The following is a 22,665-nucleotide window of genomic DNA, read 5'->3' as shown; positions in this document are numbered from 1 at the left end:
TCAGACCGGTTCAGCTGCGCGATCGACCCGGATGTCCAACCCGAGGTCGAGGGCCCGCGCCGAGTGCGTGAGCGCCCCCACCGAGATCACGTCGACCCCGGTCTCGGCGATCGCCCGCACCGATTCCAGGGTGACCCCGCCGCTCGCGTCGACGATCGCGCGTCCGGCGACGAGCTCGACGCCGCGGCGAAGGTCGTCCAGAGAGAAGTTGTCGAGCATGATCGTTCCGATCCCCGCCGCGAGCACCGCTTCGATCTGGGCGAGGTCGTCCACCTCGACCTCGACGTGCGTGGTGTGCGGCAGGCGCGCGATCATCTGCTGCAGCGCCTGCGTCACCGACAGCCCCTCCGACACGAGGACGGCGAGGTGATTGTCCTTGGCCATCACGGCGTCGGACAGGGATCGCCGGTGGTTGTGGCCGCCGCCGCATGCGACCGCATGGCGCTCGAACGCACGCAGTCCCGGCGTGGTCTTGCGTGTGTCGGCGATGCGCGCTCCGGTGAGGGCCGTCTCGGCCACGTACTGCGCGGTGAGGGTGGCGATGCCGCTCATCCGCTGCACGAAGTTGAGCGCGACCCGCTCAGCGGTCAGGATCCCGCACGCGGGTCCGGTCACCGTCGCCAGGCGCGCGCCGACGTCGAACGCTGCGCCGTCGGAGATGTGGAGGTCGACCGCCACCAGAGGATCGGTGAGGGCGAAGGCGGCGCGGAAGACCTCGCCGCCCGAGAAGACGCCCCCTTCGCGCGCGACGAGCTCGGCTACGGCGGTCGCGTCCGCCGGGATCAGGGACGCGCTGGTGATGTCGCCCCATGGGGCGTCCTCCTCCAGCGCGAGGGCGACCGTACGGTCGATGACCGACCGGGTGAGCATCAGAGCGCTCCTTCCGCGACGAGGAGAGGGGATTCGGGTCGGGCGTCACCGTCGCTGCGGTAGTGGGCGCCGACCGAGACGGTGCGCGCCCGCGCCGCAGCGACGAGGTGCGCGGCGACGAGGAGGAGGTTCTCGTCCTCGTACTCCTTCTCGCGCCGGGGGGTCCGCGGCTGCACACGCCACGCGGCGATGAGCGTCCCCGCGCGGGAGAGGCCGGACGCGTCGCGGATGAGGCCCGCATGCTGCCACATCGCGTCCTGCAATCGGCGGCGGGAGAAGGTCGGGACGGGGCCGACCGGTGTGGTCTCGGGGATGCCGGATGCCGGGACCGCGGGCGCATCCGCGTCGAGGGCCGGTCCGATCCAGGTGCCGGCGATGGCATCGGGGACGATGACGTCGCCGGCGCGCGCGCCGAAGACGGCACCTTCCAGCAGCGAATTCGACGCGAGTCGGTTGGCCCCGTGCACTCCGGTGCGCGCGGTCTCGCCGACGGCGTAGAGCCCCGGCAGACTCGTCCGTCCGAAGAGGTCGGTCACGATGCCGCCCATCAGGTAGTGCGCTGCCGGGGTCACCGGGATGGGCTCGCGCGCCCAGTCGAGGCCGCGTTCGCGGACCGCCGCGTCGATGGTCGGGAACCGCCGCGCCAGATGAGCCGCGCGTGCGGTGGGGTCGCCCGGGTGGACCGGCGTCGCATCGAGGCGAACGGGGCTTCCGCCCTGATCCGCCATCCGACGTGCGATCGCGCGGGCGACGACGTCGCGCGGGGCGAGCTCCCCGTCGGGATGCGCGTCGAAGGCGAAGCGGTGCCCGTCGTCGTCGATCAGGGTCGCCCCCTCCCCGCGCACCGCCTCCGAGACGAGGAAGGGAACACCGGTCGCGATCGTGGTGGGGTGGAACTGGACGAATTCCAGATCCGCGACGGCGGCTCCGGCCCGGAGCGCTGCGGCGATGCCGTCGGCCGTGGCGACGTCGGGATTGGTCGAGTGGGCGTACAGCTCGCCCGCCCCGCCCGTGGCGAGCACCACGGCATCGGCGTCCAGTCGTACGCGTCGTCCGTCGCGGGCCTCCGTCTCGCCGACCAGGAGATCCACGCCGACCACGCGGGCGCCGTCGCGGACGAGGTCGACGAGGAAGGCGTGCTCGAAAACGCCGATGTCGGCGGTGCGGAGGGCCGCCACCAGGGCCCGTTCGATCGCGGTGCCCGTGGCGTCCCCGCCCGCGTGCAGGATCCGTGGGTACGAGTGCGCCGCCTCGAGGCCCTTGACGAGCGTGCCGTCCGCAGCGCGATCGAAGGCCACGCCGAGCGCGATGAGCTCGCGGATGCGGGCCGGGCCCTCGTCGACCAGGACGCGGACGGCGGCCGGATCGGCGAGGCCCGCCCCGGCGGACAGGGTGTCGGCCATGTGGGCGTCGGCGCGGTCGTCGGGGAACATCACCCCCGCGATACCGCCCTGGGCGTAGCGGGTGTTGGCGTGCTCGAGCACGTCCTTCGTGGCGAGGGTCACCCGGCACCCGGCAGCCGCAGCGTGCAGCGCCACCGTCAGCCCGGCGATGCCCGACCCCACGACCACGACATGGACCGGTGGCGGCGTCATGAGGCGTTCTCCCACCCGGCGGCGACCTCCGGCGAGGCCGCCGGGGGCTTGGCCGCCAGCATCCGCTCGAGGGCGACCCGCGCCGGCGCCGCGACGTCGCCGGTCACGACGATCCGGTTGCGCACCTCCCCGGCGACGAGTCCCTCGAGCACCCACGCGAGGTACCCGGGGTGGATGCGGTACATCGTCGAGCAGGGGCACACCACCGGGTCCAGGCAGTAGATCGTGTGCTGGGGATACTCCGCCGCGAGACGCTGGACCAGGTTCACCTCGGTGCCGATGGCGAAGGTCGTCGGCTCGGTCGCGGCGGCGATGGCCCGGCGGATGTGGTCGGTGGAGCCGGATTCGTCCGCGGCGTCGACGACGTCCATCGGGCATTCCGGGTGGACGATGACGCGCACCCCCGGGTGGTCTCGTCGCGCCGCGGCGATCTGATCGACGGAGAACCGGCGGTGCACGGAGCAGAACCCGTGCCAGAGGATCACGCGCGCGGCGTCGAGGGTCTCGACGTCGGACCCGCCGAACGGGCGCCGCGGGTTCCACAGAGGCATCTGCTCGAGCGGCACGCCCATCGCCTTCGCGGTGTTGCGCCCGAGGTGCTGGTCGGGGAAGAACAGCACGCGTCGTCCGCGCGCGAACGCCCACTCCAGAACGGTCCGGGCGTTGGAGGAGGTGCATACGATGCCGCCGTGGCGGCCGACGAAGCCCTTGATGGCGGCCGAGGAGTTCATGTAGGTCACGGGGATCACGGGCACGCGCCCGGTGGCGTCGACCGCGTCGAGGTCTCCGTAGACCTCCGCGAGCTGCTCCCAGCACTCCTCGACCTGATCGATGTCGGCCATGTCCGCCATCGAGCAGCCGGCGGCGAGGTTCGGGAGGATCACCGCCTGGTCGGGTCCGGAGAGCAGGTCCGCGGTCTCGGCCATGAAATGTACGCCGCAGAAGACGATGGCCTCGGCATCCGGATGTTCGAGAGCGGCGTTGGCGAGCTGGAACGAATCGCCCACGTAGTCGGCGTGCTGGATGACCTCCTGGCGCTGATAGAAGTGTCCGAGCACGACGACGCGGTCGCCGAGAACCTCTTTCGCCGCGCGGATCCGGTCATCGAGCTCCGCATCCGACGCCTCGCGGTACGACGCGGGCAGCGTGCCCTGACGAGGCGCGTCGGTGGGGATGACGTCGCCCATCGAGGAGCCCGGACCGTAGCCCGGGCGCGTGTCGAAGTCCCAGGGAGACGCGGCCAGATCGGTGTTGCACGTCTGGTCGAGGGAGTCTCCCGACACGATCGCCTGGATCAGGTGGTCGACGGACGCGTCGCGAGCGGGCGGGGGCGTCTGGGTGATGTGGACGGCGGGCATGGCGTGCTCTCTTCAGTGCGGGGTGGACAGCGGGCCGCGGTCGGCCAGCTCGACGTCCTGGTTGTAGCGGTAGAGCCGGGCGGGTCGGTGGCTCCCCGTGCGATGGCGGTCGGTCGGGATGAGGGTGCCGGAGTTCTCGACCTGGCGTCGGAAGTTGGCCGGGTCGAGCTTGCGGTCGAGGATCGTCTGGTACACCTCGCGCAGCTCGGCGAGGGTGAACTCGTCCCCGAGCAGGCCATGGGCGATCCGGCTGTAGCCGACCTTGTTCCGCAGGCGCCAGAGGGCGTAGTCCACGATCTCGTTGTGATCGAAGGCGAGCGGCGGCAACCGCTCCACGTCGAACCATCCGACGTTCTCGATGCCGTCCTCGACGATCTCATCGGGGCGGATGAGGGCCCAGTAGACGATCGAGACCACGCGGGTGGGGGAGCGGTCGACGGCTCCGAAGGCGTACAGCTGCTCGAGATAGCTCGGCGCGATGCCGGTGGTCTCGGCGAGGGTGCGCGACGCCGCGGCGCCGAGGCTCTCGCGGATGTCGAGCCAGCCGCCCGGGAGAGCCCACTGCCCCTCGTGCGGGTCGCGGGTCCGTCGGACGAGGGGGAGGGTCACGGCGAGCGGGCCTTCCGGCTCGCGCGGGCGGAGGGCGAAGATGACCGTCGACACCGCGACGCGCGTCGCGTCCTCCGCGACGGCTTCCGGCGCGGCGGCGTTCTCCAGGCTAGTTCGTGTCATGGTGACCATATCTCCGAGATCATCTTAGTGTCGTTCTGACCAGAAGGGCAAACGCCGCCGCCGGTCGGGCAACGTCCCAGGTTCCGTGCGTAGCCTGGGCCCACCGTCGGCGTGCAGGAGGAACACCATGATCGTCGTCGACGTCGTGCTCATCGCACTGCTGATCGCTGCGCTGATCGGCGGTGCCGCGCGCGGACTCTCCGGCAGCGTCGGCGTTCTCCTGGGACTGGCGGCGGGCGGTGTCGGCGCGTACTGGCTCGTCCCGCTCATCAACGACGTCTGGCCCTGGCAGGACTGGCGGTCGCTCGTGGTCATCGTCAGCACCGTGCTGGTGCTGGTGCTCGGCGCGGGCATCGGCGGCGCGCTCGGCGCCCTCGTGCGGCGCGGCGTCGACCGAACGCCGCTGCGCGCGGTCGATCGACTGCTCGGCGCCGCCACGGGCGTCCTCGTCGGGGCACTCGCCCTCTCCCTCGCGGGCGGCACGATCGCGGCGACGGGCATGCCGGTCGTCTCGTCCGCCGTCTCGTCGTCCGCCGTCCTGCGCACGATCGATCGCCTCACCCCGCAGCCGGTGTCGGCGGCGATGGCCGAGCTTCGCGGACTCGTCGTGGACGAAGGTCTCCCGCGGCTCGGCGAGCTGCTGGAGGTCACGGCGCCCCCGAGCGTCCCCCCGGTGGACCTCGATGATCCCGAACTCGCCCGGGCGGCGGCATCCGTCGGTCGTGTGTCCGGCACCGCGTACGCCTGCGGCACCAGTTCGACCGGCACAGGATTCGTCATCGCGCCGGACCGCGTCGTCACCAACGCGCACGTCGTGGCGGGCGTGGACGCTCCGGTGGTCGAGTTCCCCGGCATCGCCGCCCGCGAGGGCCGCATCGTCTGGTTCGACCCGATCGACGACCTCGCTGTCATCGCGGTCGACGACCTGGGCGTGCCGGCCCTGCCGCTGGCGGAAACCCTGACCCCCGGGACGGCGGCGGTGGTCCAGGGCTACCCGCTCGGGGGGCCGTTCACGATGATCAGCGCGGGAGTGCTGTCTGTCGGCACGGTGCCGGTGCCCGACATCTACGGCGACGGCGCCGCCCCGCGCGACATCTACTCGCTGCAGTCAGCGGTGCGGCCGGGGAACTCCGGTGGCCCTCTTCTGGATGCCGCGGGCCAGGCCGCGGGCGTGGTGTTCGCGCGCGGCGAGGACGACGCGGAGCGGGGATACGCCGTCACGATGACGGAGCTCACCCCGGTCGTCGAGGCGGCACCCGGACTCGCGGATGCCGTTTCGTCCGGACGGTGCACCACCTGAGCGCTATGCTGGCGGCACAACTGCACATCCGGCCCACGACCCGGACGGGAGAGCCCTGGCTTCGGCCAGGCACCGAAGGAGCAAGCCTCCCCGCCAATCTCTCAGGTACGCGTACCGTCCCGGTCGGCCGACTCTGAAAAGCGACCTCGCCCGCGGGGTCCGCCGACGGTGAAAGCACGGTCCCCGCGTCCGGGGGTCGCGCGAAACTCTCAGGTTCATGACAGAGGGGGAGTTCGACGACGTCGTCCGACGTCGACCCTCCACGGGAGAACTCATGACCGATCTGCGCACCGCCCTCTACGACCGCCACGTCGCCCTCGGGGCTACCTTCACCGACTTCGGCGGGTGGTCGATGCCCGTCCGCTACAGCTCGGACCTCGCCGAACACCACGCCGTCCGCACCGCCGCGGGCCTGTTCGACATCTCGCACATGGCCCAGTTCGGCGTCGCCGGCCCTGAGCGCGAGGCGTTCCTGGCGTACGCGCTCGCGCTGGACCCCGCGAAGCTGGCGCTCTCCCGAGCCAAGTACACGATGATCCTCGCGCCCAGCGGCGGGATCATCGACGACCTCATCGTGACCCGCAACGCCGAGGACCGGTTCCTCATCGTCGCCAACGCGGGCAACCGCGCCGCGGTGCACGAAGCGCTCACCGAGCGGATCGACGGATTCGACGCGGCGCTGATCGAACTCGACGACGCGCTGATCGCCGTGCAGGGGCCGCGGGCCATGGAGATCCTGAGGGCCACGGTCGGACTCCTCCACGACGACACGCTCGCGATGGGTCACACCCTCGAGACCCTCCCGTACTACACCGCGATGGGCATGCGCTTCGGCAACGGCGCGGTCCTGGTCAGTCGCACCGGGTACACCGGCGAGGAGGGCTTCGAACTGAGCGTCGACGCGGACGACGCCGGCGCCCTGTGGGACGCGCTGCGCATCGCCGGCGGTCCCCTCGGCCTGGTGCCCGCGGGTCTCGCCTCGCGCGACACGCTTCGCCTGGAGGCGGGGATGCCGCTGTACGGCCATGAACTCTCCCTGCACGTCACGCCTGCCCAGGCGGGCCTCGGCCGGGTCGTCCCGCTGGGGACGAAGGTGGCCGATTTCGTCGGGCGCGCTGCCCTCGAGAGCAGACTCCGTTCGGACGCCCCGGTTCTGGTCGGCCTCGTCGCCGACGGCCGACGCGCCGGGCGCGCCGGCTACGCCGTGTTCGATGGCGACACGCAGGTGGGCGAGATCACCAGCGGTGCGCTGAGCCCGACGCTGGGCCATCCGATCGCGATGGCCTTCGTCGCGCCCGACCGCGGCGAGCCCGGAACCGAACTGACCATCGACGTGCGCGGAACACGCATCTCCGCGACCGTCACCGCCCTGCCCTTCTACCGGAGGAAGAAATGACCGACCTCAGCAGCCTCAAGTACACCGCCGAGCACGAGTGGGTCGCCCTCGCGGGCGATGTCGCCACCATCGGCATCACCGACTACGCCGCCGACAAGCTCGGCGACGTGGTGTTCGTCGAGCTCCCCGCGATCGGCGCCGGCCTGTCCGCGGGCGAGGTCTGCGGTGAGATCGAGTCGACCAAGTCCGTCGGCGAGCTCTACGTCCCGCTCGACGGCGAGGTCGTCGAGGTCAATGACGCGGTCGTCGACGACCCCTCGCGGGTGAACTCCGACGCCTTCGGCGACGGCTGGCTCCTCAAGCTCCGCGTCGACCCTGCGGCGGTGGACGGGCTCCTGGACCGCGAGGCCTACCTCGCCCTCACCGGCGGCGACGCGTGACGGGCGATTTCGCGCGGCGGCACATCGGCATCGACGACGCCGCCCGGCGCACCATGCTCGAAGCGCTGGGCTACGACTCGGTCGAGGCGCTCGTGCAGACGGCGGTTCCGGCATCCATCCACCTGCACCCGCGCACGACCTCCGACATCCCGCCGGCGGCCACCGAGGCCGAGGCGCTCGCGGAGCTGAGGTCGCTGGCCTCGCAGAACCGCACGGCGCGGCCGATGATCGGGCTCGGGTACCACGACACCTTCACGCCCTCGGTGATCGCGCGGAACGTGCTGGAGAACCCGTCGTGGTACACCGCCTACACGCCCTATCAGCCCGAGATCTCGCAGGGGCGTCTCGAAGCCCTCATCAACTTCCAGACGATGGTGACCGACCTGACCGGCCTCGCCACCGCCAACGCCTCGATGCTCGACGAGTCGACCGCGGTGGTGGAGGGGATGCTGGTCGCCCGCCGCGCCTCGAAGTCGCGCTCGGACGTCTTCCTCGTCGACGCCGACGCCCTGCCGCAGACCAAGGCGCTGCTCGCGCACCGGGCGACGGCGCTGGGCATCACGCTGCAGGAGACCGCGTTCGACATGTCGTCACCGCCGTCCGACATCGACGCCTTCGGCGCCTTCATCCAGTACCCCGGTGCCACCGGGCGCGTGTGGGATCCGAGCGAGGTCATCGGCGCCGTCCAGGCGCAGGGCGGTCTGGTGGTGGTCGCCGCCGACCTGCTCGCGCTCACCCTCCTGCGCTCGCCGGGGTCGCTCGGCGCCGACGTCGCCGTCGGCACGACGCAGCGCTTCGGGGTACCGCTGGGCTTCGGCGGTCCGCACGCCGGCTACATGGCGGTGCGCGCAGGTCTGGAGCGCCAGCTCCCGGGGCGCCTGGTGGGCGTCTCCGTCGACGCCGAGGGGCACCCCGCCTACCGGCTCTCGCTGCAGACGCGCGAGCAGCACATCCGCCGCGAGAAGGCGACTTCGAACATCTGCACCGCGCAGGTGCTGCTCGCGGTGATGGCCGCGATGTACGCGGTCTACCACGGGCCCGACGGGCTGCGCGGGATCGCGACCGAGGTGGCGAAGAAGACCGAGGCGCTCGCGGACCGTCTACGGGCCTACGGCCTGACGCTCGCCTCGGATGCCTTCTTCGACACCCTCCGCGTGCACGTGCCGGGATCGGCTCAGCGTGTGATCGAGCGCGCCCGGGAGCGCGGGTACCAGCTGTTCCGGGCCGACGACGCGAGCGTGGGGGTCTCGGTCGACGAGACCACCACCGCCGACGACCTCGCCGCGGTGGCGTGGGCGTTCGGGCTTCCCGAGGGCGAGTTCCTCGGGGCGGGCGCTCAGGGCGAGCGGGTCGTGCCGTTTACCGACGCCGCGCCTCTCGCGGGAGTCGCGCCGGCGCTGCTGCGGGAGGATGCCTATCTGGAGCATCCCGTCTTCAACACCCATCGCTCCGAGACGGCGATGATGCGCTACCTGAAGCAGCTCGCCGACCGGGACTACGCCCTGGACCGCGGGATGATCCCGCTCGGATCGTGCACCATGAAGCTCAACGCGGCGACCGAGATGGCGGCGGTGTCGTGGCCGGAATTCTCCCGGGTGCACCCGTTCGCCCCCGAAGCCGACGTGCGCGGCTACCTGGCGATGATCGAGCAGCTCGAGACGTGGCTCGCCGAGGTGACCGGTTACGACGCAGTATCGCTGCAGCCCAACGCCGGCTCCCAGGGCGAACTCGCCGGGCTGATGGCGATCCGCGGCTACCACCGGTCCCACGGCGACTTCGGGCGCACGGTGTGCCTCATTCCGTCGTCGGCGCACGGGACCAACGCCGCCTCCGCCGTGCTCGCGGGCATGCGGGTGGTGGTCGTCGCGTGCGACGAGGCCGGCAACGTCGACCTCGACGATCTGCGCGCGAAGATCGCCGCGCACGCCGACGAGCTCGCGGCGCTGATGATCACCTACCCCTCGACCCACGGCGTGTACGAGCACGACGTGCTCGAGATCACCCAGGCCGTGCACGATGCGGGCGGGCAGGTGTACGTCGACGGCGCGAACCTCAACGCCCTGCTCGGCTTCGCACGGTTCGGCGACCTCGGGGGCGACGTGTCGCACCTGAACCTGCACAAGACCTTCGCGATTCCGCACGGCGGTGGCGGTCCCGGGGTGGGGCCGGTCGCCGCCAAGGCGCATCTCGCACCGTTCCTGCCGTCGCATCCGCTCGCGCAGCGGGCGGACCACGCGGGCGGCTTCGTCTTCGACGGCGGCCCGATCTCCGCCGCTCCGCAGGGCTCGGCGTCGATCCTCCCGATCTCGTGGGCGTACGTGCGCATGATGGGGGCGGAGGGGCTGAAGGATGCCACGGCCGCGGCAGTCCTGTCGGCCAACTACATCGCGCTGCGCCTGCGGGATCACTTCCCCGTGCTGTACGCGGGCGAGGGCGGTCTCGTCGCGCACGAGTGCATCCTCGATCTGCGCCCGCTGCGAGAGGCGACGGGGGTGACGGTCGACGACGTCGCGAAGCGGCTCATCGACTACGGCTTCCACGCGCCGACGATGTCGTTCCCGGTGGCGGGCACGCTCATGGTCGAGCCGACCGAGTCGGAGGACCTGGGCGAGATCGAGCGCTTCATCGAGGCGATGATCGCGATCAAGGCCGAGGCCGACCGCGTCGCCGCGGGGGAGTGGGATGCGTCCGACAATCCCCTCGCCAACGCGCCGCACACGGCGGCATCGGTCATCGCGGGCGAGTGGCGGCATCCGTACTCCCGGGAGACCGCGGTCTACCCGGTGTCCTCGCTCGTGCGGACGAAGTACTGGCCTCCCGTACGCCGAATTGACCAGGCGTACGGCGACCGCAACCTGGTCTGCGCCTGCCCCCCGATCGAGGCCTTCGCCTGACCCTCCGCCTTGCCCCTGACCGTGAGTCTGCATCCTCCGGTCGAGACGGCGTGCTGCATGTGCTGTCTCGGTCGGGGGATGCAGTTTCGGCGGTAGGGGAGGACAAGCGAGCGTCAGTGCGCGGCGAGGGCGCGGCGGAGAGAGAAGGGTGGTGGTGTCCTCTCCCGCCACCAGCGGGATGCCGTGCCCGAGGAGGATCGCGCGCAGCCGATCCCCGAGCGACCCGTCAGGAGGGGCCGAAGAGTGCGGGCCAGAGGCCGATGGCGAGGGGGTAGCCGACGAAGGCGACGATATCGATGAGGGTGTGCGCGACCACGAGGGGCATCACCCGGCCCCACCGGCGATAGCACCAGCCGAAGACGAGCCCCATCACGAAGTTCCCGACGATCGCCCCGACGCCCTGGTAGGCGTGGTAAGCGGCCCGCAGGAGCGCGGTGGCCACGATGATGCTCCACCACGACCAGCCGAGACGCCGCAGGCGATCGAACAGGTACCCGAGAAGGATGACTTCTTCAAGGAGGCCGGCACGCACGGCGGCCAACAGCAGCACCGGGACCGTGAACCATGCCGCGTCCAGTGGCGAGGGCACGACCTCCACGGTGATGCCGAGCGCGCGTCCGACGAGGTACAGAGCCAGACCCGGCACGCCGATCACGACGACCAGCAGGATGCCGCGCCCCACGTCTCCGCCGAACCGGCGGAAGTCCAGGCCGATGCGGCGGAGGGCATTGGTCCCGGGCTCCCAGAGGAGGTACACGACCAGTGCGACGAGGCACAGCGAGAAGAAGATCGAGAGGACCTGGTAGGTGAGATCCCACAGGGCAGCCGTGTCCCGCGACGGATTCAGCTGCGTGCTCTGATCCCCGATCGCGGCGTTCTCCGCGAGGGCGCGCTGCACGGTGCGCACGAACGACAGCAGGCTGTATACAGCCGACTGCCCGATCGAGAGGGCGAGGACGATTCCGATCTCCCACCACAGGCGCGCCCGCGGCATCTCCGTGGGATTCCTCCCATCGAGCGGCCGTTCCATCGAGGTCACCTTGTCAGATTGTCACATCCCGGCGACGTTGAGTTAAGGCTCTGTAACGTTTTCAGTCACTGTTTTGACCATCCCAGACCCCCCGCTTAGGGTTTCGGTATCCGCGCGCCGTCCTGCTCTGCTGGGCGTGCGCGCACTACCTGCACAGGAGGAACAGTGAGAATGAAGCGCATCTCGACCGCGGTGGGACTCGCCGCTGTCGGCGCACTCGTGATTTCGGGGTGCACCCCGGCAGAGGACGGCGGCGACGACTCCGGTCTCGTCGAGGGCTCCTCGATCACGGCCGCGTGGAACCAGGCGTTCTACTCGATGAACGGCAACACGTCGTTCGGTAACGCCACCGCGAACAACAACATCAACTACTTGGTGCTCGACGGCTTCAACTACTACAACAACGTCCCGGAGCTGGTGGAGAACACCTCGTTCGGCACGTACGAGCTCGTCAACGAGGACCCGCTCACGGTGACCTACACGGTCAACGAGAACGCGGTGTGGTCCGACGGCGAGCCGATCGACGCCGCCGACCTCATGCTCAACTGGGCGGCGCTCTCTCGCGCGCTGGACACCCCGGACTTCAACCCGAGCGACTTCACCGACCCCGAGACCGGCGAGTTCACCGACGCGTTCCCGACCGACGTCGTCTACTTCGACTCCGGCGCCACGCCCGAGTCGGGCATGGGTCTCGTGTCCGAGACGCCCGAGCTCGGCGAGGACGGCCGCTCCATCACGATGACCTTCGACCAGCCCTTCGTGGACTGGGACCTCGTCTTCACCGCGCCGCTGCCCGCGCACATCGTGGCCAAGAAGGCGCTCGGCATCGAGGACAACGCCGAGGCCAAGCAGGCCGTCCTCGACGCGATCGAGAACAACGACGACGCTGCGCTCGCGCCGATGGCGTCGTTCTGGAACTCGGGGTTCAACTTCACCTCGATGCCCGATGACCTCGAGCTCGTCACCGCCAGCGGCCCGTACATGATCAGCGACTTCCAGGCTGACCAGTTCATCACCCTGACGGCCAACCCCGAGTACGCCGGTGACAACACCGCGAACATCGAGGAGATCACCATCCGCTTCATCCCGGACCCGCTCGCCGCGGTCCAGGCCCTGGAGAACGGTGAGGTCGACATCATCCAGCCGCAGGCCACCGCCGACATCACCACGGCGCTCGAGGGCATCGACGGCATCACCGTGACCACCGGTCTCGGCGGCACCTACGAGCACATCGACCTGCAGTTCGACAACGGTCGCAACCCGGAGAACATCTTCTCGAACCCGCTCGTCCGCGAGGCGTTCATGAAGACGATCCCGCGTCAGGAGATCGTCGACACCCTCATCAAGCCGATCATCGGCGACGACGCGATCCTGCGTGACTCGCAGCTGTTCGTTCCCGGTGCCGCCGGTTACGACGAGGCGGCCGCGAACAACACGTCCGCCGACTACGCGTCGGTCGACATCGAGGGCGCTGCCGCGCTCCTCGAGGAGTCGGGTGTCACCAACACCGAGGTCTGCATCCTGTACGCCTCGAACAACCCGCGCCGCGTCAACGAGTTCGCCCTCATCCAGCAGTCCGCGGGCGAAGCCGGCTTCAACGTCACCGACTGCGGCTCCGAGGACTGGGGCGGCCTGCTCGGCACCCCCGGTGCCTACGACGCCTCGCTGTTCGGCTGGCAGTCCACGAGCCTCGGCGTCACCAACTCGCTGCCGACGTTCGTCTCCAACGGAATCAACAACCTGAACTTCTACTCGAACTCCGAGGTGGACGCGCTCATCTCCGAGCTGAACACCACGTTCGACGCGGATACTCAGATCGAGCTCCAGGTGGAGATGGACCGTCTGCTGTGGGAGGACTTCTACGGCGTGACCATCTACCAGTTCCCCGAGGTCACCGCGTTCAGCGACCGTGTGACCAACATCGACCCGTCGATCCTCGCGCCGACCATCTTCTGGAACGCGTGGGACTGGGAAGTGACGGACGCCGCCGCTGAGTGATCGTCTCGACCACAGCCTGAGTCGGGTCTGACCCGACACGCGCCACGGTCAAAGGGGGTGCAGGTCCCTGACGGGGACCTGCACCCCTCGCACGTTAGACTTCACTCCGCGGCGGCCGCGCGAAGGAGCCGGAACCGAACTGCTCCCGCGCGCCCGGCCGATTCATCGATTGGCAGGCAGCCACACCATGGCTTCATTCATCATCCGGCGACTGATCGCGTCTGTGTTCGTGCTCTTCGCCGCGACCTTCTTGATGTACATCCTGGTCTCGCTCTCAGGTGACCCCCTGGAAGAGCTGGCCCAGTCCAACGCTCCGAACAAGGCGGAGCTCATGGAAGCCCGCACGCGGCTTCTGAACCTGGATGTCCCCGCACCGCTGCGGTACTTCCTCTGGCTCGGCGGGCTGTTCCGCGGAGACTTCGGCATCAGCATCCAGAACCAGCCGGTCAACGCCCTCCTCGCCAACGCACTGACGTCGACGCTGACGCTGGTGACGACGGCCACGGTCGTGGCGATCGTGCTGGGCATCTCGGTGGGTATCGTCTCCGCCCTGCGTCAGTACAGCGGCTTCGACTACACCGTCACCCTCATCTCCTTCCTGTTCTTCTCTCTCCCGATCTTCTGGGTCGCGGTGCTGCTCAAGCAGTACGGCGCCATCCAGCTCAACAGCTGGTTGGCCAATCCGACGATCGCCGTACCCGCGATCATCGCGATATCCCTTATCGCGGGAGTGCTCTGGATGTCGCTGATCGGCGGGAGATGGAAGAGGCGACTCATCGTCCTCGCGGCGGCGACGCTCGCCACCGCGGCGGTGCTGACCTACCTGTCCGTGACGCAGTGGTTCGCCGACCCGAGCATCGGGATCGTCGTCTACGCCGCTCTCGCCATGGGGATCGCCGTCGGTGTGACGGCGGTGTCGACCGGCTTGCGCAACCGCAAGTCGCTCTACGCGGCGCTCACGGTGGCGGTCCTCGGCATCGCGCTGTACTTCCCGATGATGAACGCGATCCTCAACGGCATGACGCTCGGGTTCTTCGTCCTGCTGATCGTGCTGACGATCGTGATCACGGGCGCCATCGGCTGGTTCTTCGGCAGCCCGGATCGCGGTCCGGTGATCCGCACGGCGATCCTCACCGGCATCCTGACGGCGGGCCTCATCGCCCTCGACAAGTACATGTCGTACTGGGAGGTCTACGCCAACTCCAGCCGCATCCGGGGTCGGCCGATCGCCACCGTCGGCGCTTCCACGCCGGGGCTCGGCGGGAACTTCTGGGTGCAGGGCATCGACCTGTACACGCACCTGCTTCTCCCGACGATCGCGATCATCCTGATCTCCTTCGCCTCCTACACCCGCTACTCGCGTGCGAGCCTGCTGGAGGTCATGAACCAGGACTACATCCGCACCGCGCGGGCCAAGGGCCTGACAGAGCGCACCGTGGTCGTGCGGCATGCGTTCCGCAACGCCCTCATCCCCATCACGACGATCATCGCGTTCGACGTGGGCGCGGTCGTCGGCGGGGCGGTGGTCACCGAGACGGTCTTCGGCTGGACCGGCATGGGCCGGCTCTTCGTCGATGCGCTCCGCGTGTCGGATCCGAACCCCATCATGGCGTTCTTCGTCGTCACCGGCACCCTCGCCGTCCTCTTCAACCTCATCGCGGACCTCATCTACGCCGCCCTCGACCCGAGAATCAAGGTGAGCTGAGTGAACAACGCTCCCGAAGAAACCGACAACCGCGAGGCCTCGGCGACTGCCGAGATCTCCATCGAGCAGCGCGAGACGGAGGGCCTCAGTCAGGGCCAGATCGTCCGGCGCCGGTTCTTCCGGCACCGTGGCGCTGTCCTCTCGATGATCGTGCTCGCCTTCATCGTGGTCCTGTCCTTCACATCGGTCGGCATCGACCTGTGGGGGATCCGGATCCCGGGCTGGTGGCAGTACGACTGGCGCCAGATCCCGCCGATCGAGAACCGCGGCGTACCCACGCTGTCCCTCATCCCCGAGTTCCTCGGGGGAGCGGGCATCGCCTTCGGTAACCACCCGTTCGGGCAGGACGAAGTCGGCCGTGACACGTTCGCGGTCGTCATGCGCGGTGCGCAGCAGTCGCTGATGGTCATGGTCATCGCCGGTGTCGTGGCGACGGCGATCGGCGTGGTCATCGGCGCGGTCGCCGGTTACTACCGCAAGGCCGCCGACGCGGTCCTGATGCGCTTCACCGACATCATCATCACCATCCCTCTGATCGTCATCGGCGCCGTGCTCGGAAACGCGCTCGGCAACCTCGGTGCCGCCGTCCTCGGCGTCGTGATCGGACTGTTCGCGTGGACGACCCTCGCGCGTCTCGTGCGGGGAGAGTTCCTCACGCTTCGCGAGCGGGAGTTCGTCGACGCCGCGCGCGTCTCGGGCGCCCGGGACCGGCGCATCATCTTCCGGCACATCCTGCCGAACGCCGTGGGCGTCATCGTCGTCAACGCGACGCTGCTCATGGCGGGAGCGATCCTCCTGGAGTCGGCGCTGAGCTTCCTCGGCTTCGGTGTCGTGTCACCCGACACGTCACTGGGGAAGATCGTCTCCGACAACCAGGCGGCGTTCTCGACGCGGCCCTGGCTGTTCTGGTGGCCCGGCATCTTCATCATCACGATCGCCCTGTGCGTCAACTTCATCGGCGACGGTCTGCGCGATGCGTTCGACCCGCGCCAGAAGAAGATGCCGAGCGAGCGGGCGATGGCGCGAGCGGCGCGTTCGGCCGCACCCGCGGGACCGATCCAGGACGCCGGCGCCACGGGCCCGGCATCCGTCACGGTCGCGGGTGAGGCGGTCTACACCGGGGACGTGGAGAACTACCACGACCCGCGGCCCGAAGAGCCCGGCGACGCCGGTCACGGACGGCTCGACCCGGAGCGCTGAGGATGAGTCCTTCAGAGCGCGAGGCCCAGCACCGCGGCCGCCGCGGTGAGTACGAGGGCGATGATCGTGCCGACGTGCCACGTCGTCTTCTCGCCGCCGGGTTCCTCCCCGGCGGCGAGAAGACCGGCGTCGCGGAGGTCCTCCCACTGGCCGCGGATGGTCTGGGCGAGGTTTCCGCTCGGCGTCGACACCGCATCGCTCGGCCGGAGCTCTCCCAGCGGTCCGCGGGCGGACGCGCCGACACCGTCGAAGTCCTTGCTCGCAAGGCCGAGCGCCCGGTGTCGTCCGGGCGCGGGCGTCGCCCACACGGGGACGCGCTGCGTGCGCGTCTGCAGGGTCAGCGCGAATCGCGTGTCGATCGACTGCACCGCGGGCCAGGGCAGGAAGTGCGTGCGCAGCACGTTGACGACCGTCACCCCGTGGGGCTCGACATGGAGCGCCGGACGCCAGAAGAGCGCCCAGGCGAGGATCGCGACGAACAGAAGCGGCCACGCGTATCGCAGCGCGCTGATCGGATCGTCCCAGATGAGGGCGCCGATCGCCGCGGCACACAACACCACGGTCACGACGGAGAGGACACGGCCGAAGGCCGGACGATAGTGGACCTCTTGGAACGACATGACCTCCAGCTTTCCAGATCGGATGCACACGCATGACTGACACCACGGATGCCGCGACCGGCGGCCGCTCCTCGCACGAGGCCCTCCCCGAGACGATCCTCGAGGTCGCGGGGCTGAACGTCGACTTCTGGGTGGAGGGGGAGTTCTACCCCGCCGCGGTCGACATGAATTACACCGTTCGGCGCGGGGAGGTCCTCGCGATCGTCGGCGAGTCCGGGTCCGGCAAGAGCACGAGCTCCATGTCGCTCCTCGGACTCCTGCCCGAGAACGCGCGCGTCACCGGGTCGGTGAAGCTGCTCGATCGTGAGCTGCGCGGCGCGGATCCGGCGACCATCCGAGCGCTGCGCGGCGGCGACATCGCGGTCATCTTCCAGGAGCCGATGACGGCCCTCAACCCCGTCTACACGATCGGTTTCCAGATCACCGAGGCGCTGCGCTCGCACGACCGGGCACTGGCTCCATCGGCCGCGCGCGAGCGTGCGATCGAGCTCCTGCGACTCGTGGAGATGCCGAACCCCGAACAGTCCTTCCACAAGTACCCGCACCAGCTCTCCGGTGGTCAGCGTCAGCGTGCGATGATCGCCCAGTCGATCTCGTGCGATCCGCTGCTGCTCATCGCCGACGAGCCGACGACCGCGCTCGACGTGACCGTGCAGGCGGAGATCCTCGATCTTCTGCGGAACCTCCACAAGCGGCTCGACTCGGCGATCATCCTGATCACGCACGACATGGGAGTCGTCGCCGACCTCGCCGACCGCATCATGGTGATGAAGAACGGCGTCGTGGTCGAGGCCGGCAGTGTGGAGGAGATCTTCCACGCTCCGCAGCATCCCTACACCCAGCAGCTCCTCGCCTCGGTCCCGCACCTCGGGCTCGGCGTCCTCGAGCCCGTCGACGCCGACGCGCCTGAGGCGGTCGTCACCGACACCTCCGCCGTTCCGACGATCTCGGCGATCCGCGAACGGGCCAGCGAGGCAGGGGGAGCCGCGGAGACGCGGACTCCGGTCCTGTCGTTCGAGGACGTGGCCATCGAGTACCCCAAGCGCGGCCGCATCCCCGCGTTCCGAGCGGCGGAGCACATCGACCTGCAGATCTTCCCCGGCGAGATCATGGGCCTCGTCGGCGAATCCGGATCGGGGAAGACGACCATCGGCCGCGCCGCGATCGGACTCATCCCCATCGCGGAGGGCCGTCTCACGACCGTCGGGACCGACATCTCGGACGCGTCGCAGAAGGACCTGTTCGCGATCCGTCGCCGCACGGGCATCGTGTTCCAGGACCCGGCGTCGTCGCTCAACCCGCGGATGCCGATCGGTCAGTCGATCGGCGAGCCGATCCTCCTGGCCGGGGTCGCCAAGGGCAAGGATCTCGATCGTCGCGTCGAGGAGCTCCTCAGTCAGGTGGAGCTGCCGGCCTCCTACCGCAACCGCTTCCCGCACGAGCTCTCCGGGGGTCAGCGTCAGCGCGTGGGCATCGCCCGGGCGCTCGCGCTCGCTCCCGAGCTCCTCGTCGCCGACGAGCCGACGTCTGCTCTGGACGTGTCGGTCCAGGCGAGGTTCCTCGATCTGCTGCAGGAGCTGCAGCAGCAGCTGCAGTTCGCATGCCTCTTCGTCAGCCACGACCTCGCGGTCGTGGATATCCTCGCCCACCGCATCAGCGTGATGCACCACGGCAAGATCGTCGAGACCGGTACGCGGGATCAGATCCTGCGCGGCGCGAAGGATCCGTACACCCAGCGCCTCATCTCCGCCGTCCCGGTGCCGGACCCCGAGGAGCAGCGTCTGCGCCGCGAGGCACGGGCCGCGATGGCGAGCCGCGAAGCGAGCTGATCCCGCGCCGCCGACCGGCGGAAACGCGTCCCGCGCGCCCTGCGCGTAGAATGGGGTGCACCCGGTTCCGGGTGCACCCCTCACTCATCAAGGATTCCCTCATGGCGCGCGCCCTCCGTCCCGATCTCCGAAACGTCGCGATCGTCGCGCACGTCGATCACGGGAAGACGACCCTCGTCGACGCCATGCTGCGTCAGACGGGGTCCTTCGGCGACCACGCGCACGTCGAGGAGCGTGCGATGGACTCCAACGATCTCGAGCGGGAGAAGGGGATCACGATCCTCGCGAAGAACACGGCGATCACCTACAACGGTGTGCACACCGACGTGCCCGTGACCATCAACGTCATCGACACTCCGGGTCACGCCGACTTCGGTGGAGAGGTCGAGCGCGGCCTGTCGATGGTCGACGGCGTCGTGCTCCTCGTCGACGCGAGCGAAGGTCCGCTCCCGCAGACCCGCTTCGTGCTCCGGAAGGCGCTCGAGGCCAAGCTCCCCGTCATCCTGCTCGTCAACAAGACGGACCGGCCGGACGCCCGGATCGCCGAGGTCGAGGAGGAGGCCCACGACCTGCTTCTGGGGTTGGCGTCCGATCTGGTCGACGACGTCCCGGACCTCGACGTCGACGCGCTGCTCGACGTCCCGGTCGTCTACGCGTCCGGTCGCGCGGGTGCGGCCTCGCTCACCCGCCCCGACAACGGCGCCCTCCCGGACAACGCCGACCTCGAGCCGCTCTTCGGGGCGATCCTCGAGCACGTCCCCGCGCCGGCCTACGACGACGAGGCGCCCCTGCAGGCGTGGGTCACGAACCTGGACTCCAGTCCGTTCCTCGGGCGCCTCGCCCTCCTCCGTGTCTTCAACGGCACGCTGAAGAAGGGTCAGACGGTCGCCTGGGTGCGTGCCGACGGCACCACGAGCAACGCCCGCATCACCGAACTCCTCAAGACCCGTGCGCTGGAGCGGTACCCGGCCGACGACGCCGGTCCCGGCGACATCGTCGCCATCGCCGGTTTCCCCGACATCACCATCGGCGAGACGATCGCCGATCCCGAGGACGTGCGTCCGCTGCCCGCCATCACCGTGGACGACCCCGCGATCTCGATGACGATCGGCACGAACACCTCGCCCCTCATGGGCAAGGTGAAGGGACACAAGCTGACCGCGCGCATGGTCAAGGACCGACTGGATCGCGAGCTCATCGGCAATGTCTCCCTCAAGGTCGTGGACATCGGGCGACCCGACGCATGGGAGGTGCAGGGTCGCGGTGAGCTGGCTCTGGCGATCCTCGTCGAGAACATGCGGCGCGAGGGCTTCGAGCTGACCGTCGGCAAGCCCCAGGTCGTCACCCGGCGCGGGGAGGACGGCAAGCTCAAGGAGCCCTTCGAGCACCTCACGATCGACGCCCCGGAGGAACACCTGGGAGCGATCACGCAGCTCATGGCCGCCCGCAAGGGCCGCATGGACAACATGACCAACCACGGCACCGGATGGGTGCGCATGGAGTTCGTCGTGCCGTCCCGTGGTCTCATCGGCTTCCGCAGCGAGTTCCTCACGATCACGCGCGGGACCGGAATCGCCAACGCGATCTCCCACGGCTACGACGACTGGGCCGGATCCATCACGACCCGGCAGAACGGCTCGATCGTCGCCGACCGCATGGGTGTCGTCACCCCCTTCGCGATGATCGCCCTGCAGGAGCGCATGAGCTTCTTCGTCCAGCCCACCGAAGAGGTCTACGAGGGCATGGTCATCGGAGAGAACTCCCGCGCCGATGACATGGACGTCAACATCACGAAGGAGAAGAAGCTGACGAACATGCGTTCGTCGACGTCCGACTCCTTCGAGTCGATGACGCCGCCCCGCCTGCTCACCCTCGAGGAGAGCCTCGAGTTCGCCCGCGACGACGAGTGCGTCGAGGTCACGCCCGAGAAGGTCCGCATTCGCAAGGTCGTCCTGGACGCGACCGAGCGTGGCCGGGCCGCGTCGCGCCTCAAGCGTCAGGACGCCGCGGTCTGATTCCGTGCGCGGCCTGCGCGGACACGTCTCCGGCAGGCCGCCGCCGTCAGCGCATCTCCGATACGAGGACGGCGGAGGTCTCCGGCTCCAGGGCTTCGAACACATGGGGCGCGTCGCCGGCGTAGCAGAGGTAGTCGCCGGGGCCGAGATCGAACGCCGCGTCCGGGGGACCCACGCGGGCTCGGCCGGTCATGAGCACGAGGTGCTCGGTGGTGCCGGGCGGATGAGGTGCGGAGCGTCGGGGTTCTCCCGGTTCCGCGCGGATGATGTAGAGATCCCGTCGGGTCCCGGGGTGCGCGGCCGACAGGAGCAGCGCCTCGTACGGGGCGTTCGCCGCTCGGATGCCGCCCTCCTGCCGTGCCCGGATCAGGGTCGGACCGCTCGCCGGGGCATCGACGAGTGTGGCGAAGGAGACGCCCAGAGCGGTGGCGACGGCCCACAGCGTCTCGACGTTGGGATTCGAGGTCCCGGATTCCATCTGCGACAGGGTCGCCTTGGACACGCCCGCCCGGCGCGCCACTTCGGCCGCCGACAGACCGGAGCGCGCGCGCTCCCGCCGGACGGCGTCGGCGATGCGTGCCCCCACGGTGCTCATCCGCCCATTCTGGCAAAGGCCGACGCCTTGACCCGACAGCCCAGCACGTTCAGAATAGTGAACGTGCGTTCACTGTCGCGATCGGAGCACCCAGGTCCTGACCATGGGGCCGTGCGCCGTGCGTGGCGCGACGCGCTCGGGGTGGCCGTGGCCACGAGCGCGTACGGGGTGTCGTTCGGCGCGCTGGCGGTCGCCGCAGGGCTCGATGTCTGGCAGACCTGCGTGCTGAGCCTGGTGATGTTCACCGGCGGCTCCCAGTTCGCCTTCGTGGGTGTCGTCGGGGCCGGCGGGCTGGCCGCGGCGCCCGCGGCGATCGCGTCGGCCATCCTGCTCGGGGTCCGCAACGTCGCGTACGGCGTGCGGATGGCGCCGGTCGTGGGTGGGGGGCCGCTTCGTCGGGCCGTCGCCGCGCAGTTCACGATCGACGAATCGACCGCGGTCGCCCTCGCGCAGGACGCCCCGCGGGCTCGTCGCGTGGCGTTCTGGGTGACGGGCGTCGGCATCTGGGTCGGATGGAACGTCTCGACCCTCGCCGGCGCTCTCCTGGGGGACGTCCTCGGCGATCCCCGCGCCTACGGACTGGACGCGGCGGCGGCGGCAGCATTCCTCGCACTGCTGTGGCCCCGGCTGCGCAGGCGACAGGCGATCGCCGTGGGATGCGCGGCGGCGGTCGTGGCGACCGTGCTCACTCCCGCCCTGATGCCCGGCATCCCCGTGCTCATCGCGGCCTCGGTCGCCGTTCTGGTCGGTCTCACGGATGTGTTCGGAGAGCGTCGCACAGTCGCTGCGGAGCCCGACGACGTCCCGGAGCGAGAGGGGCTTCCGTGACCCTGTGGAATGCCATCATCCTGGCCGCGCTGGGGTGCGTCGGTCTGAAGCTCCTCGGCTACCTCGTTCCCTCGTCGTGGATGGAAGGTCCCCGCGCCTCGCGCGTGGCGGATCTCCTCACGGTCGCCCTCCTCGCCGCGCTCGTCGCCGTCCAGGCGGTGGGGGCAGGTCAGGCGATCGTCGTCGATGCGCGGATCCCAGCGCTCGTGGTGGCCGCGGGGCTCTTGCTGCTGCGCGCGCCGTTCCTCGTCGTGGTCGTCGCGGCCGCGGCGACGGCGGCGCTGCTACGGGCGATCGGCCTGATGGTCTAGGCCCCGTAC

General features: G+C 69.7%; 18 protein-coding genes and 2 riboswitches. Of the genes, 11 read left to right on the top strand and 7 right to left on the bottom strand.

What is annotated here, in order from left to right:
- From nadC to ABXJ56_RS00155, 4 genes are read right to left on the bottom strand one after another with little or no spacing between them, the layout of a single operon-like run.
- Positions 1–870, bottom strand: a complete 870-nt coding sequence (nadC, locus tag ABXJ56_RS00170; RefSeq protein ID WP_353997737.1) for a carboxylating nicotinate-nucleotide diphosphorylase — start codon at positions 868–870, stop codon at positions 1–3.
- Entirely contained in the window at positions 870–2,465 is a 1,596-nt protein-coding gene (nadB, locus tag ABXJ56_RS00165) for an L-aspartate oxidase (RefSeq protein ID WP_353997736.1), read from the bottom strand. The genes nadC and nadB overlap by 1 nt, the downstream gene beginning before the upstream one ends.
- A complete protein-coding gene (nadA, locus tag ABXJ56_RS00160) occupies positions 2,462–3,823 on the bottom strand; it encodes a quinolinate synthase NadA (protein ID WP_353997735.1) in 1,362 nt (453 codons plus the stop codon). The genes nadB and nadA overlap by 4 nt, the downstream gene beginning before the upstream one ends.
- A 12-nt stretch (positions 3,824–3,835) precedes the next feature.
- Positions 3,836–4,555 (bottom strand): NUDIX hydrolase, encoded by a 720-nt coding sequence (locus tag ABXJ56_RS00155; protein ID WP_353997734.1) that lies wholly within the window; start codon positions 4,553–4,555, stop codon positions 3,836–3,838.
- 127 nt (positions 4,556–4,682) lie between these two features.
- Between ABXJ56_RS00155 and ABXJ56_RS00150 the strand changes: the two genes are divergently transcribed.
- The 4 genes from ABXJ56_RS00150 to gcvP all read left to right on the top strand — a co-directional run bounded on the left by ABXJ56_RS00150 (position 4,683) and on the right by gcvP (position 10,525).
- Entirely contained in the window at positions 4,683–5,855 is a 1,173-nt protein-coding gene (locus ABXJ56_RS00150) for a MarP family serine protease (protein ID WP_353997733.1), read from the top strand.
- Positions 5,856–5,890: 35 nt separating this feature from the next.
- A riboswitch (glycine riboswitch) is annotated at positions 5,891–5,982 on the top strand.
- A riboswitch (glycine riboswitch) is annotated at positions 5,983–6,089 on the top strand.
- Between the two features lie 40 nt (positions 6,090–6,129).
- On the top strand, positions 6,130–7,251 hold the full coding sequence (gene gcvT, locus ABXJ56_RS00145) for a glycine cleavage system aminomethyltransferase GcvT (RefSeq protein WP_353999926.1): 1,122 nt from the start codon (positions 6,130–6,132) through the stop codon (positions 7,249–7,251).
- Positions 7,248–7,631: a glycine cleavage system protein GcvH gene (gene gcvH / locus ABXJ56_RS00140; RefSeq protein WP_353997732.1), complete on the top strand. Its 384-nt coding sequence runs from the start codon at positions 7,248–7,250 to the stop codon at positions 7,629–7,631. Before gcvT ends, gcvH begins: the two co-directional genes overlap by 4 nt.
- Before the next feature lie 53 nt (positions 7,632–7,684).
- Entirely contained in the window at positions 7,685–10,525 is a 2,841-nt protein-coding gene (gcvP, locus tag ABXJ56_RS00135; RefSeq protein WP_435404980.1) for an aminomethyl-transferring glycine dehydrogenase, read from the top strand.
- 226 nt (positions 10,526–10,751) lie between these two features.
- Here gcvP and ABXJ56_RS00130 read toward each other — a convergent pair whose 3' ends face one another.
- A complete protein-coding gene (locus ABXJ56_RS00130) occupies positions 10,752–11,555 on the bottom strand; it encodes a CPBP family intramembrane glutamic endopeptidase (RefSeq protein WP_353997730.1) in 804 nt (267 codons plus the stop codon).
- A gap of 171 nt (positions 11,556–11,726) precedes the next feature.
- On the opposite strand from ABXJ56_RS00130, the gene ABXJ56_RS00125 reads away from it, so the two are divergent.
- From ABXJ56_RS00125 to ABXJ56_RS00115, 3 genes are all read left to right on the top strand, one after another.
- Positions 11,727–13,553, top strand: a complete 1,827-nt coding sequence (locus tag ABXJ56_RS00125; protein ID WP_353997729.1) for an ABC transporter family substrate-binding protein — start codon at positions 11,727–11,729, stop codon at positions 13,551–13,553.
- Between the two features lie 187 nt (positions 13,554–13,740).
- Positions 13,741–15,258: an ABC transporter permease gene (locus tag ABXJ56_RS00120; RefSeq protein WP_353997728.1), complete on the top strand. Its 1,518-nt coding sequence runs from the start codon at positions 13,741–13,743 to the stop codon at positions 15,256–15,258.
- Entirely contained in the window at positions 15,259–16,458 is a 1,200-nt protein-coding gene (locus ABXJ56_RS00115; protein ID WP_353997727.1) for an ABC transporter permease, read from the top strand. It abuts the gene before it with no gap.
- Between the two features lie 11 nt (positions 16,459–16,469).
- Here the strand turns inward: ABXJ56_RS00115 and ABXJ56_RS00110 are convergent, their stop codons facing one another.
- Positions 16,470–17,078 carry a PH domain-containing protein gene (locus tag ABXJ56_RS00110; protein ID WP_353997726.1) on the bottom strand — a complete coding sequence of 203 codons (609 nt, stop codon included), beginning with the start codon at positions 17,076–17,078 and terminating at the stop codon, positions 16,470–16,472.
- A 32-nt stretch (positions 17,079–17,110) separates the two neighbouring features.
- Between ABXJ56_RS00110 and ABXJ56_RS00105 the strand changes: the two genes are divergently transcribed.
- Positions 17,111–18,907, top strand: a complete 1,797-nt coding sequence (locus ABXJ56_RS00105; protein WP_353997725.1) for an ABC transporter ATP-binding protein — start codon at positions 17,111–17,113, stop codon at positions 18,905–18,907.
- Between the two features lie 101 nt (positions 18,908–19,008).
- The gene (gene typA, locus ABXJ56_RS00100; RefSeq protein WP_353997724.1) at positions 19,009–20,922 is read left to right on the top strand and encodes a translational GTPase TypA; all 1,914 of its coding nucleotides are present in this window, start codon (positions 19,009–19,011) and stop codon (positions 20,920–20,922) included.
- Between the two features lie 46 nt (positions 20,923–20,968).
- Here the strand turns inward: typA and ABXJ56_RS00095 are convergent, their stop codons facing one another.
- Complete coding sequence (locus ABXJ56_RS00095; RefSeq protein WP_353997723.1) at positions 20,969–21,517, bottom strand: helix-turn-helix domain-containing protein; 549 nt, start codon at positions 21,515–21,517, stop codon at positions 20,969–20,971.
- Positions 21,518–21,628: 111 nt separating this feature from the next.
- Here ABXJ56_RS00095 and ABXJ56_RS00090 point away from each other — a divergent pair, with 111 nt between their 5' ends.
- Complete coding sequence (locus tag ABXJ56_RS00090; RefSeq protein ID WP_353997722.1) at positions 21,629–22,345, top strand: AzlC family ABC transporter permease; 717 nt, start codon at positions 21,629–21,631, stop codon at positions 22,343–22,345.
- The gene (locus ABXJ56_RS00085) at positions 22,342–22,656 is read left to right on the top strand and encodes an AzlD domain-containing protein (protein ID WP_353997721.1); all 315 of its coding nucleotides are present in this window, start codon (positions 22,342–22,344) and stop codon (positions 22,654–22,656) included. Before ABXJ56_RS00090 ends, ABXJ56_RS00085 begins: the two co-directional genes overlap by 4 nt.
- Positions 22,657–22,665: the final 9 nt, after the last annotated feature.

The organism is Microbacterium aurantiacum, from assembly GCF_040532595.1.
Taxonomy (GTDB): Bacteria; Actinomycetota; Actinomycetes; order Actinomycetales; family Microbacteriaceae; genus Microbacterium; species Microbacterium chocolatum_B.
Note: the sequence above shows the minus strand (reverse complement) of the source record. Positions and strands in the feature narration are given on the sequence as shown.

Bases quoted from the DNA above. Each gene is read 5' to 3' on its own strand.
- ABXJ56_RS00150 (WP_353997733.1), top strand. From the start codon at position 4,683: ATGATCGTCGTCGACGTCGTGCTCATCGCACTGCTGATCGCTGCGCTG.
- nadB (WP_353997736.1), bottom strand. From the start codon at position 2,465: ATGACGCCGCCACCGGTCCATGTCGTGGTCGTGGGGTCGGGCATCGCC.
- gcvT (WP_353999926.1), top strand. From the start codon at position 6,130: ATGACCGATCTGCGCACCGCCCTCTACGACCGCCACGTCGCCCTCGGG.
- ABXJ56_RS00095 (WP_353997723.1), bottom strand. From the start codon at position 21,517: ATGAGCACCGTGGGGGCACGCATCGCCGACGCCGTCCGGCGGGAGCGC.
- ABXJ56_RS00130 (WP_353997730.1), bottom strand. From the start codon at position 11,555: ATGGAACGGCCGCTCGATGGGAGGAATCCCACGGAGATGCCGCGGGCG.
- nadC (WP_353997737.1), bottom strand. From the start codon at position 870: ATGCTCACCCGGTCGGTCATCGACCGTACGGTCGCCCTCGCGCTGGAG.
- nadA (WP_353997735.1), bottom strand. From the start codon at position 3,823: ATGCCCGCCGTCCACATCACCCAGACGCCCCCGCCCGCTCGCGACGCG.
- ABXJ56_RS00105 (WP_353997725.1), top strand. From the start codon at position 17,111: ATGACTGACACCACGGATGCCGCGACCGGCGGCCGCTCCTCGCACGAG.
- typA (WP_353997724.1), top strand. From the start codon at position 19,009: ATGGCGCGCGCCCTCCGTCCCGATCTCCGAAACGTCGCGATCGTCGCG.
- ABXJ56_RS00110 (WP_353997726.1), bottom strand. From the start codon at position 17,078: ATGTCGTTCCAAGAGGTCCACTATCGTCCGGCCTTCGGCCGTGTCCTC.
- ABXJ56_RS00125 (WP_353997729.1), top strand. From the start codon at position 11,727: ATGAAGCGCATCTCGACCGCGGTGGGACTCGCCGCTGTCGGCGCACTC.
- ABXJ56_RS00120 (WP_353997728.1), top strand. From the start codon at position 13,741: ATGGCTTCATTCATCATCCGGCGACTGATCGCGTCTGTGTTCGTGCTC.
- gcvP (WP_435404980.1), top strand. From the start codon at position 7,685: ATGCTCGAAGCGCTGGGCTACGACTCGGTCGAGGCGCTCGTGCAGACG.
- gcvH (WP_353997732.1), top strand. From the start codon at position 7,248: ATGACCGACCTCAGCAGCCTCAAGTACACCGCCGAGCACGAGTGGGTC.
- ABXJ56_RS00155 (WP_353997734.1), bottom strand. From the start codon at position 4,555: ATGACACGAACTAGCCTGGAGAACGCCGCCGCGCCGGAAGCCGTCGCG.